Source organism: uncultured Maritalea sp. (genome assembly GCF_937139385.1).
GTDB lineage: Bacteria > Pseudomonadota > Alphaproteobacteria > Rhizobiales > Devosiaceae > Maritalea > Maritalea porphyrae_A.
Genome location: NZ_CAKZPW010000307.1, coordinates 1 through 10,785, shown reverse-complemented (window position 1 = coordinate 10,785; position 10,785 = coordinate 1). Strand labels below are relative to the sequence as shown.

9 protein-coding genes are annotated in these 10,785 nt (G+C 49.6%); 6 read left to right on the top strand and 3 right to left on the bottom strand.

From position 1 onward, the window contains the following. Positions 1-145: 145 nt before the first annotated feature. The 3 genes from Q0231_RS12660 (at position 146) to Q0231_RS12650 (ending at position 3,504) form a co-directional block, all read left to right on the top strand. The gene (locus Q0231_RS12660; RefSeq protein ID WP_299347916.1) at positions 146-688 is read left to right on the top strand and encodes an RNA polymerase sigma factor; all 543 of its coding nucleotides are present in this window, start codon (positions 146-148) and stop codon (positions 686-688) included. Positions 689-701: 13 nt separating this feature from the next. Then, on the top strand, positions 702-2,642 hold the full coding sequence (locus Q0231_RS12655) for a VWA domain-containing protein (RefSeq protein WP_299347915.1): 1,941 nt from the start codon (positions 702-704) through the stop codon (positions 2,640-2,642). A gap of 88 nt (positions 2,643-2,730) precedes the next feature. Beyond that, positions 2,731-3,504 carry a pentapeptide repeat-containing protein gene (locus Q0231_RS12650; protein ID WP_299347914.1) on the top strand — a complete coding sequence of 258 codons (774 nt, stop codon included), beginning with the start codon at positions 2,731-2,733 and terminating at the stop codon, positions 3,502-3,504. A 5-nt stretch (positions 3,505-3,509) separates the two neighbouring features. Here the strand turns inward: Q0231_RS12650 and Q0231_RS12645 are convergent, their stop codons facing one another. The 3 genes from Q0231_RS12645 to Q0231_RS12635 form a co-directional block, all read right to left on the bottom strand. Continuing rightward, entirely contained in the window at positions 3,510-4,736 is a 1,227-nt protein-coding gene (locus Q0231_RS12645) for an MFS transporter (protein WP_269394664.1), read from the bottom strand. Between the two features lie 90 nt (positions 4,737-4,826). Further along, a complete protein-coding gene (gene solA / locus Q0231_RS12640) occupies positions 4,827-5,984 on the bottom strand; it encodes an N-methyl-L-tryptophan oxidase (protein ID WP_299347912.1) in 1,158 nt (385 codons plus the stop codon). Between the two features lie 49 nt (positions 5,985-6,033). Further along, positions 6,034-6,729: a cyclic nucleotide-binding domain-containing protein gene (locus Q0231_RS12635; RefSeq protein WP_299347911.1), complete on the bottom strand. Its 696-nt coding sequence runs from the start codon at positions 6,727-6,729 to the stop codon at positions 6,034-6,036. A 258-nt stretch (positions 6,730-6,987) separates the two neighbouring features. Between Q0231_RS12635 and Q0231_RS12630 the strand changes: the two genes are divergently transcribed. The 3 genes from Q0231_RS12630 to Q0231_RS12620 form a co-directional block, all read left to right on the top strand. After that, positions 6,988-8,403 carry an MFS transporter gene (locus tag Q0231_RS12630; RefSeq protein ID WP_299347910.1) on the top strand — a complete coding sequence of 472 codons (1,416 nt, stop codon included), beginning with the start codon at positions 6,988-6,990 and terminating at the stop codon, positions 8,401-8,403. Between the two features lie 83 nt (positions 8,404-8,486). Then, positions 8,487-10,103: an antiporter gene (locus Q0231_RS12625; RefSeq protein WP_269394668.1), complete on the top strand. Its 1,617-nt coding sequence runs from the start codon at positions 8,487-8,489 to the stop codon at positions 10,101-10,103. A gap of 69 nt (positions 10,104-10,172) precedes the next feature. Beyond that, the coding region (locus tag Q0231_RS12620; RefSeq protein ID WP_299347909.1) for a molybdopterin-dependent oxidoreductase at positions 10,173-10,785 on the top strand (613 nt) is incomplete at its 3' end.

Sequence of the window (10,785 nt, the reverse complement as noted above, 5' to 3'; positions counted from 1 at the left end):
TGACATTTAAGGAACTATCCTCGACTTGGCGGCTTCGGGTCGCCATTTTTTTTGAAGTTTTTGCCAAGGATTTTGATCTTACAATCGTCTTATAGTTGTTTGATACCCAATGGGTGCGTAATTGGATGTTTGTTTGGAACTGAATTTGACTTTAAACCAGACCGAAAATGATCCACCGATCAGCGAATTGGTGAAACTTGCCGCGGGGGGTGACCGCGACGCATTTGCCGCTGTGGTCGACGCGCAATATGACTATATATTCCGCATTGCGTTTAAGTGGCTTGGTGACAAAAGTGACGCTGAAGATGTCACGCAAAACGTGGTGATTAAACTCGCCAAGTCCATCCAACAATTTGACGGACGATCGCAGTTTTCCAGCTGGCTTTATCGTATCGCGTTGAACGCAGTGCGCGACCATCAAAGGGCATCAAACCGGCAGGGGCGCAATGTCGTAGCGCTGAGTTTGGTCAGCCCCACCTCTGCCCCTTCAAACCAAGAAGATGATGTGACAATGAACGAGGTTTGGAGTGCGGTGCGCCAATTGCCGGAAAAGCAGCGCGATGCGGTTTTGATGGTCTATGGAGAAGACATGAACCATGCCGACTGCGCCACCATTATGGGGTGTAAGGAAAGCACCGTTTCTTGGTATGTGCATGAAGCGAAGAAATCTTTGAAGGGGCTTTTGTGATCCGATGAGTGATATGGAAAAGAAATTAAAGCACCTGAAATCGCTAGAAACACCAGCCCCGAGCAGCGACGCCAAAAAGCGTGCCGCAGCCTTGGCTATGGCGGCTTTTGATGAAAGTGCAGAAAAAACAGCAAATGGTTCCCAAGGATTATCTTGGGGGCAGCGTCTTATGTCCATCGTTACGCCTTTGAAAGGGATTAGATTGATGGATATTCGTATTCCGGCCACCGCTGCCATTACCGCTTTGCTGATTGTGCCGATCAGCTGGCAGTTGATGAACAATACGTCGCTGACGCCGCCGACATTGGGAGAGACCATTGTTGCACCAACGGAACAAAAAGACGAGTTGGTCAAGGGCGTTGTTGATGGCGTGATCTCACAGCAAGAAACTGAAAATGACTTGGCGGCGATTGTTATACCTGCGCCCGAAATGGAAGCGCCCATGGTTTCACCAAATGTGAGTGCTTCGAGCAAAGTTGCGACCCGTACAATGGGCGCACCGGCTCCGATGCGGGATCAACTCGGATATCTACAAAGCGGTGACAAGTTTGAAAGTTTTGATGATGCCAACATCAAATTGACGGGTGACCAGCCCGTTTCGACATTTTCAATTGACGTGGACACGGCCTCATATGCTTATGTTCGCCGCGCGATTGAAAACGGTCGCTTGCCGCAAAAGGATGCGGTGCGGACCGAAGAACTGATCAATTATTTTGATTATAACTATGCGACCCCACCAAGCGCTGAGTTGCCTTTTGCGCCAAAGATTTCGGTTTATCCTGCGCCTTGGAATGCTGAACATCAGCTTATGCATGTGGCGATCAAAGGTTATATGCCTGAAAATGTGATGGCACAGCCTTCCAACCTTGTGTTTTTGATTGATACGTCCGGTTCCATGAATGACACGGACAAATTGCCGTTGCTTAAACGAGCGTTCAAGTTGCTGGTCGAGCAGATGGACGAGCAGGACACGGTGTCCATTGTCACTTATGCTGGAGCGGCAGGTGTTGTGCTGGAGCCAACTAGTGGTGCCGATAAGCGCAAGATATTGGACGCGTTGGATAATTTGACGCCGGGTGGTTCAACTGCCGGTACGGCGGGCATTGAAACCGCCTATCGCTTGGCAAATGAGGCGAAAAACAACGATGGCGTGAACCGCGTGATCCTAGCGACCGATGGTGATTTTAACGTGGGGATTTCTGAGCCTGAGGCGCTCAAAGATTTCATCAAGCAAAAGCGCGACAAGGGCATTTCCTTGTCGGTACTTGGATTTGGTGAAGGCAATTACAATGATGCGTTGATGCAAGCGTTGGCGCAAAATGGTGACGGCAACGCCAGCTATATTGATAGCTACACTGAAGCGCGCAAGGTGCTGGTGAATGAGGTTGGTGGCACATTGCAAACCATCGCGCGAGATGTGAAAATTCAGGTGGAGTTTAATCCAGCCCAGATTTCGGCCTATCGTTTGATCGGGTACGAAACCCGTGCACTCAATCGCGAAGACTTTAACAACGACAAGGTTGATGCGGGCGATGTGGGCGCAGGGCACACTGTGACAGCTATCTATGAATTGACCCCCGTTGGTGCGGCACAACCCGTTGACCCGCTGCGCTATGGCGAAACAACACAAGTGGATGCAGCATCAAAATCAGATGAATTGGCGTTCTTTAAACTGCGCTACAAATTGCCCGGAGCTGATGAGAGTACGCTCATAGAAATGGCTGTAACCAACGACAATGTGGTGAACGATATTGCTGACTTATCCAATGAAATTCAGTTTGGCACCTCGGTAGCAGCTTTTGGTCAAAAACTGCGTTCTAACGCTGAAATAGGCACATTTGGATTTGATGAGATTTCAGCACTGGCACAAGCTTCGCGTGGCGACGACAAGTTCGGCTATCGGGCTGAGTTTATCAATTTGGTTGAAGCGGCAAAGTCATTAGCCAAGAACTAAAAGCACCAGATTTGCTTTTGGAAGCGGCGGGTTGTCCTGCCGCTTTTTGCCGTTAAGATGGTGTCTCTTCTCCTTTGAGATTCTATACATGACAGATCACCGACAAATTGACCAAGCTGAATTGGATCAGCTGCTTGAAGACCGAGCGCCACTTCGTGAGTTGGCAATCGATGGTTTGGAGTTCGACCCAGATCGTTTGGAGGAGTTGGACGTTCGTCGTGTCAAATTCAGCAATTGTCGTCTGATCGAATGTGACCTTACTGGGTCGCAGTTTACCGAATGCCAGTTCATCACGTGTTCTTTTTCAAGTGCGCAAATGAGCGAAGTGAAATTTGACCATTGCGTTTTCTTTGATCCCGAAGGGGGGAGTGGAACAGATTTTTCGTTTGCTAATTTGCGAGAGGCTAGTTTTGTAAGTTGCAATTTGGTGGCGAGCAAATTTGTCGGTGCGGACATGTATGATGTTACGATCAAAGACTGCAAGGCAAATGGTTCGGATTTTGGGACGGCGACATTTACCCGAACCTACGGTCGAAAACAGCGAGTCACTCGCGCAAGCCTTCAGACTACAATTTTTGATGACTGTAATTTGTCAGATCTAGATCTTGAAGGATGCAACTTAATCAGTTCAAGTTTTCGGTATGCAGATTTGCGTTCTTCACATTTAATCGACGCTGACCTGAGCGAATGCGACTTGGCCGGTGCGCAGTTGCAACGCGCAAACTTTGAGCGCGCTGACCTGCGCGGCGCGCGGCTCGAGGGGTTCTCGTTGGGGCTATTGTCCGGCTACGACGGCATGAAGATTAGTAAAGATGAGCAGCAAACTATTTTAACCCATCTGGGGATTAAAGTTTACCCCTAGCAGCTTTAGTCATCCATTTGGATTTGTGTTGCTTCAGGGGTGATGGTTGATGCAATTGGGACGATATCGCGCCCGTCGACCACCTTTTTGTCGCTCAATAGTACACGCTGAATACCCGTGCCGGCCAATGTTGCGGCAACAACGATGTACATCATGAACATGCCGTTTGCGCCCGCATTGTCCAATGCAAATGACCCCACAATTGGGCCAAGCACCATGCCTGCGGCAAATACCAAAATTAGCGTGCTGGAGGCCGCGACCATTTGGCTGGTTTTGAGGTGGTCATTCATGTGCGCCATGCAAATCGAGTAAATCGGCAAGGTGAAACCGCCGATAAGCAAAAAGCCGCCAAAAAGCGTGACGGTGTTTGTTTGAGTGGTTGGAAAAACCAGCATGGTGATGCACACGATGAGCGTGACAGACGATGCGCCTGCGATGACAATCCGTCGATCGATTTTGTCAGAAAGCGAACCAAGGGGGAATTGCATGAGCAATCCACCCAGCGTTGTAACCGCCAACAGATAACCTGTGGCGGTGATGCTTAGCCCCACGCTTCGTGCGTAAAGGGCTGTGACAAACACAAGGCCACCATTGGCGACGCCTGTGGCAAAACCACCGATGAGTGCCATGGGTGAGAAATTAAACAACTCAACCACGGTGATCCGTTGCGGCTCATCATTTGAGGGCTGGGTTGTTGCGACGATGAGTATGGGGACCAGTGCGATGGAAAGCAGGACTGAAACGAAAATGAACAGGCTTATATCGCCCGGGCGCGAGAGGCCGAGCATCATTTGTCCAACCATATAGCCAGCGGTTTGCACCACAAAATAGGTCGAGAGCAACGAACCGCGGTTTTTATTGTCTGAAAGGGAGTTGAGCCAGCTTTCAGCTACGATGTAAATCCCCGAAAAACAGAAGCCCGAGAGTATGCGCATTGCACCCCAGCTTATGGGGTCGAAGGTGATCAAGTGCACAAGCGCGGATGTGCTTGCGATTGAAACCAGGGCTGCAAAGACCCGCACATGGCCAGATTGAGCGATCAACAGCGGGGTGATGAAGCAGGAAAAGATGAAGCCAATCGGATAGCCAGATTGCATCAAGCCGATCACGGTTTCGGAAAAGCCAATTTCCTGCGCCTTGATGGTGAGAATTGTCGATAGAAGTCCGTTGGAGATCATCAGCAAAACCATGCCAATAAATAGGGGCCACGCTGACCGAACTGTACGCCACATAAATTTGCCCTATTCGACTTTCAAATCTCCAATCAAAACGGACCCTAGCAGGGGCGTATTGCTGGAAGCAACCAAAGATAAGACGCGTCTTTAATCTTTGAATCTGGTCATATTGAAGGCAGAAATGTCGATAGTTGAGGTGCCGTCAATCAATTGCTGGGCAACCGCCTCGCCAATGGCCGCGCTATGTTTGAAACCATGGCCCGAACAGGCGGACACAACAAAGGTGTTTTTATGGTCCATATGCCAGTCGAGTATGAAGTCACTGTCGGGTGTGACCGTGTAGATGCAGGTCACAGATTTGTGGGCCTGCGGTTTGATGCCCATTAATCGGCCCTTCAGGTGTACATCAAACATTTCTGTTTGTTCTTTTGGGTCAATGTCTCGATTAACGTTGTCCGGTGCACTTGGTTCGCCGTAATTCGCATTAGCAACCTTGATCAACGTTGGGTCATCTAGCGAGGGTAGCCCATAATAGCCTTCACCTTCGCCGTGAATCCAAATGAACACTGGGTGGTCTTTCCACTCTTGCATAGCGTTTTGGGCTATTGGATACCAGTGCAATACTTGCCGGGTTGTGGTGAGCTTTGTGTCGTAAGGCGCACCAAGAAGTTCCTTCACCCAAGGGCCCGCGCAGACAACCAGTTTTTTGGCGTGGATTGGGTTGCTGCTGGTTGCGAGTTCAACATGCTCGTTGGCGTGTGAAATTGAATGAACTTTTGTATCAATCAACAAATCTGCGCCCAGTTCAACCGCACGGTTCAATTGTGCTGAAACACATTCTTCAACCTTTAGGTATCCAGCTCCGGGTTCATAATATGCCTTGTCCTGATCATTTGTTGCAAAGTTTGGGAAGCGTTGGCGCGCTTGCTGACCGCTCAAGACTTCATGTGCAATGTTGAACTGCTTCGCGGTGGAAATGGTTGTGTCCAAAAAGTTTGCGCTGCCATGTACGCTGCCGCCACCAAGCGCACTTTCAATCATCAATGCTCCTGTTTCAAACAGCAATTGCTCGCCAGTTTCATTGCCGAGTTCTTTCCATATTTCATGGGAGCGTATGGCAAATGGCACATATTGATGGCCTTCGCCGATGGCGCACCGTGTAAGGCGTGTTTCGCCGTGGGTGGAGCCATTTGTGTGAGGTGGGTTGAACTGGTCAATGCCAATGGCGTTGATGCCGCGTTTGGCAAGCTGGTAGAGTGTGGCTGCGCCCATGGCGCCCAAACCCAACACCGCGACGTCATACATAGGTTGTTTCCTCTGGTTCAGCCACGATCGTGATGCGCGCTTAGATGTCTTAAATCGATTGGTCGTCTATTAGTTTGCTGGGTTTTGCAAATTTGGCAAGCTGTTCGACATCTGAAAGCGTGATCTTGTTGCCTTCAACTTTAACGCCATAGGGCTTTAGCGTGTTGAATGCGCGCGATAGGTTCTCCGGCGTCATACCCAAGTTCGATGCGAGGATCTTTTTGTCGTAGGGCAATGTGATTTGGTCGTTTTGTTGTTTTTGCCGATAACGAAGAATGCGGTTCGCAAGTCGTTCAACCGACGTGCGCAGCTTGAGGTTCTTGTGTTCTTTGACCACACCACGATAACAGCTTGAAAGCTCGATCACCATCGCCTTGGAAAATGCAGGGTCAGTGTCAAACACGTGCCGAACACTGACGGCAGGTATCATCAATACACGAGATTTCTTGTTTGTGCGCGCTGACATAAGATAGACAGCATCCTTCATGATGGCTGCCAAAATGAACGAGCTTACGGGATAGACCATGGCCATGGTGCTTTCGCGGCCATTGGATTGGGCAAACAATTCCACACAACCTTCAACGACCACATGCAAGAAGTCCGCTGGCTCACCTTCTTCGATGAGTTCCATTTGTGCGGGAAATGTCTGGAGAAAAGACGCGCGCATTAGCTCGTCAAAACTCTCCTCTGATATGCCCTTAAAGATGTTGAGCTCGCGAATCTGGGGCAGATCATCAGGACGCATACGGATATTGCCTTACAATTGATATTTATCAAGACACTGTTTGATCATTTTCGTGGAGTTCTTGCAACCCCTAATCTGCAGCATAACAATTGTTTCGTGCGCGCACAAATTATGGATTCTGCCCACTTGTTTTGTCTACAAAACGACGGATCTTGATCTGGATCAACCTAGCGAACCCTCTTTTATCACTTCTTTGCTGCAACGAACCGCGTTTTCGGTGGTTCATCGGCTATTTAGGACTGCATAAGGGGGCTTCTCATGGAGCTGCAAAATAAAGCAACGAGCCTTTGGGGTAACTTTTTCAAGATTACAATGGTTCAAATCAGAACGTTCCACATGACGTGGTTTGCGTTCTTTTTGTGTTTCTTCGCTTGGTTTGGCATCGCACCTTTGATGGTTGTGGTGCGGGATGAGCTTGGCCTGACCAAAGATCAAATTGGTTGGATCATCATCGCGTCAGTGTCAGTGACCATATTCGCTCGATTGCTGATCGGTTGGTTGTGTGACCGGATCGGTCCAAGATTGACTTACACTGGGCTTTTGATGCTTGGCGCTCTTCCTGTTATGGGCATTGGTCTTGCACAAGACTTTCAAACGTTCCTTATTTTCCGATTGATGATTGGCGAAATTGGCGCGTCGTTTGTTATTACCCAGTACCATACCTCTGTAATGTTTGCGCCAAACGTTGTTGGGCAAGCAAATGCGACGTCAGCGGGTTGGGGTAACCTTGGTGGTGGCGTAACTCAGTTCGCTATGCCGATGATTTTCTCAGTTTTCGTTATTGGGTTTGGCTTTTCAGAGTCAGTTGGCTGGCGTCTTTCAATGATGGTGGTCGGTGCCGCGATTTTCGTGACAGGGATTGCCTACTATTTCTGGACACAAGATGCACCGGACGGCAACTTCGCTGACTTGCGTGCACAGGGCAAAATGCCAGCTAAGCAGAAAGTGACAGGCAATTACTTTGAAGCGCTCAAAGATAGTCGCGTGTGGGTTCTTTTTGTCATCTACGGCGCATGTTTTGGGATTGAGCTGACTGTTAACAACGTGGCAGCCCTCTATTTTGCTGACTACTTCGAGTTGAACTTGGTAACCGCTGGCTTAATGGCCGCTTCGTTCGGTCTCATGAACATATTCGCCCGTACATTGGGCGGCATTTTTGGTGACAACTACGGTGCGCTTTGGGGACTTAAAGGACGGGCATTCTGGCTGTTCATCTGCCTCTTCTGCGAGGGCCTTGCATTGATGCTCTTTTCGCAAATGCACGTATTGTTCTTGGCCATGCCAACGTTGATTGTGTTCTCTTTGTTCACTCAAATGGCTGAAGGCGCAACTTACTCAGTTGTTCCGTTCATCAACAAAAAAGCACTTGGTGCGGTTGCTGGCGTTGTTGGCGCTGGTGGTAATGCTGGTGCGGTGCTTGCAGGCTTTTTGTTCAAAGGATCAATCGATTGGTCTCAGGCGTTCTTCATTATGGGCGTTGTTGTAACATTAGCTTCATTCCTTGCCTTCTTCGTTCGGTTCTCAACTCGGCAAGAAGATGAAGAGCGGGCAAATTTCGCTGTTGCTAACATTCAGACAATCAAAGCCAAAGCTGACAAGGCGAACGCTGAGTTGGAGGCTGCCATTGAGGCGGTTGCCGCAAAACGCGCCGCGGAAGCTGCTGGCACAAATTAAGTCAACTTTGCGGATTGGAGAACGCCTTCAATCCGCTTCAGAAACACTCTTGGGGGGTGTTTCTCAACTAAAGGAGAAATATCGTGGGTCAAGACCTTCGCGATTGGAACCCGGACGACGAAGCCCAGTGGAAAGCCACTGGTAAAGCAATTGCAACACGCAACTTGTGGATTTCGATCCCATCGTTGCTATGTGGTTTCGCTGTTTGGCTATATTGGGGCATCATCACTGTTCAGATGGTGAACTTGGACTTTGGGTTTGCTAGCTCTGAGCTGTTTACCTTGGGCGCGATTGCGGGCCTTACTGGTGCAACGCTTCGCATTCCGTCGACATTCTTCATCCGTATTGCGGGTGGCCGGAACACCATCGTGTTTACAACAGCACTATTGATGATCCCCGCGATTGGCGCAGGTTTTGCCTTGCAAGACCCGGGCACACCGCTTTGGTACTTCCAAATGCTGGCTTTCTTGTCTGGTATTGGTGGCGGCAACTTCTCGTCTTCAATGTCCAACATTTCTTTCTTTTATCCGAAGAAAATTCAGGGTTATGCGCTTGGCATGAACGCTGGTTTGGGCAACTTTGGTGTGACCACCATGCAGATCCTGATCCCGTTGGCCATGACAATGGGCTTGTTCGGCGGCGCTAGCCGTACACTGGTCAACACTTCGGGTACGCTAATCGGCAAAATCCCAGCGGGCACTGAAACATACATTCAAAACGCTGGCTTTATCTGGTTGGTTTTCTTGGTGCCTTTGGCGTTCCTTGGTTGGTTCTTCATGAACAATATTCGTGATGAGCATGTTTCGCCAAAAATCCCGAACTTCTTTGGTTCAGCAGGCATTATCCTTGGTATGCTCGCGATCGGACTAGCAACTTCAGCTTTTGGCATTTGGTTATTGTTGCCGGGCGTTGAGGGTGGCATGCCCACATCTGGTTTGGCCCTTTCAAAATGGATCGTGCTTCCAATCGTTATCATCTTGACTGTCTTGGGTCTGAAAATGATCCCGGGTGCCGTTGGTCAGAACTTGAACCGCCAATATAAGATCTTTGGCAACAAGCATACTTGGGCAATGACAGTGATCTACACCATGACTTTTGGTTCGTTCATTGGCTTCTCAGCTGCTTTGCCGTTGACCATTAAGGTTGTGTTTGGCTTCAGCCACGTTGAAGTTGACGGGGTTATGACCCACGATTTGGCCAACCCAAATGGTCCATCCGCACTCATGTTTGCATGGATGGGCGCATTTATTGGCGCTTTGATCCGCCCAATCGGCGGCATGTGGGCCGATAAAATGGGTGGCGCGAAAGTAACTCAGATCATTTCTGTTGTGATGGTTGCGAGTGCACTGGGCGTTGCTTACTTCATTCAGCAAGCCTACTCATCTGCAACTCCAGAAATCTACTTCTGGCCTTTCCTAGGTCTCTTCCTGATTTTGTTCGCCGCCACTGGTATTGGTAACGGTTCGACATTCCGTACCATTGCGATGGTGTTTGACAAGGAACAAACCGGCCCAGCGTTGGGTTGGACTGCAGCTGTGGCCGCATATGGTGCCTTCATTATCCCGAAGGTATTTGGCGAGCAGTTGGGCGCCGGACACCCTGAGTACGCTCTGTATGGCTTTGCAATCTTTTATGCGGTCTGCATTGCGATCAACTGGTGGTTCTACCTTCGTCCGAACGCCTACGTTCAAAATCCATAAGAGCCGATTGAAACACGTCGGGGTGTCGGCAGGGCACCCCGCACTATCCTTATTCTAGGGGGAATTGAAATGAGTAATCTACTTGATCGTCTCAACTTCTTGGCGCCGAAGGAAAAGTTTTCCAACGGGCACGGGGTGACGACGAATGAAAATCGGGGCTGGGAGGATGCTTATCGCAAGCGCTGGCAGCACGATAAGATCGTTCGCTCGACACATGGTGTGAACTGTACGGGTTCATGTTCATGGAAGATCTACGTTAAAGGCGGCATCGTTACTTGGGAAACCCAACAAACAGATTATCCACGTACGCGACCTGACCTTCCAAACCACGAACCTCGTGGTTGTGCGCGTGGCGCAAGTTATTCTTGGTACATGTATTCTGCCAACCGCGTGAAGCATCCTTTGATCCGCTCACGTTTGGTCAAACTGTGGCGCGACGCTCGTGTGATGCGCGAGCCAGTGGCGGCCTGGGAATATATCCAGCAAAATGAAGAGGCCCGCAAATCCTACCAAGAAGTGCGGGGCCATGGCGGTTTTGTTCGCGCTGATTGGGATGAAGTAAACGAGATTATTGCAGCGGCAAACGCTTACACCGCAAAAACATATGGCCCGGACCGGATCTTTGGCTTCTCGCCAATTCCAGCTATGTCCATGGTGTCCTATGCTGCGGGTTCTCGCTACC

Coding starts and splice junctions, on each gene's coding strand:
- Q0231_RS12650 (WP_299347914.1), top strand. CDS start 2,731: ATGACAGATCACCGACAAATTGACCAAGCTGAATTGGATCAGCTGCTT.
- solA (WP_299347912.1), bottom strand. CDS start 5,984: ATGTATGACGTCGCGGTGTTGGGTTTGGGCGCCATGGGCGCAGCCACA.
- Q0231_RS12635 (WP_299347911.1), bottom strand. CDS start 6,729: ATGCGTCCTGATGATCTGCCCCAGATTCGCGAGCTCAACATCTTTAAG.
- Q0231_RS12645 (WP_269394664.1), bottom strand. CDS start 4,736: ATGTGGCGTACAGTTCGGTCAGCGTGGCCCCTATTTATTGGCATGGTT.
- Q0231_RS12630 (WP_299347910.1), top strand. CDS start 6,988: ATGGAGCTGCAAAATAAAGCAACGAGCCTTTGGGGTAACTTTTTCAAG.
- Q0231_RS12655 (WP_299347915.1), top strand. CDS start 702: ATGGAAAAGAAATTAAAGCACCTGAAATCGCTAGAAACACCAGCCCCG.